General features: G+C 64.3%; 1 protein-coding gene. It reads right to left on the bottom strand.

Features of this window, described 5'->3' with window-relative positions; genetic code table 11:
* Nucleotides 1–513 (bottom strand): ABC transporter ATP-binding protein (locus FYB76_RS27175; RefSeq protein ID WP_154135604.1); only part of this gene is annotated, 513 nt, incomplete at both ends.

Here is a 513-nt window from a genome sequence, read left to right as displayed (position 1 = left end):
TCAGCAGGATGGTCTTGCCTTCAGCCTGGATCTTCACCAGCAGCTCGCGCAGGCCCAGTTTCTCGGTAGCGTTCATGCCGGCCGCCGGTTCATCCAGCGCCAGCAGTTGCGGATCGGTCGCCAGGGCGCGGGCGATTTCCAGGCGGCGCTGGTCGCCATACGACAAGTGGCGCGCCGTGCGCTTGGCGAACTGGCCGATGCCCACGAAGTCCAGCAGCTGCTGCGACTTGGCGCGGATCGCCGCCTCTTCGTCGCGTGCCGCCTTGTGGCGGAACACGGCACCGAAGACATTTTGCTTGGTGCGCACGTGGCAGCCGACCATCACGTTTTCCAGCACGGTCATTTCACCGAAGAGGCGGATGTTCTGGAAGGTACGCGCGATGCCAGCCTTGGCCACTTCGTGCGGGGCGCTCGGCGAATAAGGCTTGCCATCCAGTTCGAAGCTGCCGGTATCGGGTTGGTACAGGCCCGTGATGACGTTGAAGAACGTGGTCTTGCCGGCGCCGTTGGGGC

Source organism: Herbaspirillum sp. CAH-3 (assembly GCF_009668275.1).
Taxonomy (GTDB): domain Bacteria; phylum Pseudomonadota; class Gammaproteobacteria; order Burkholderiales; family Burkholderiaceae_D; genus Herbaspirillum; species Herbaspirillum aquaticum.
This window is presented reverse-complemented; position numbering and strand designations above follow the sequence as displayed.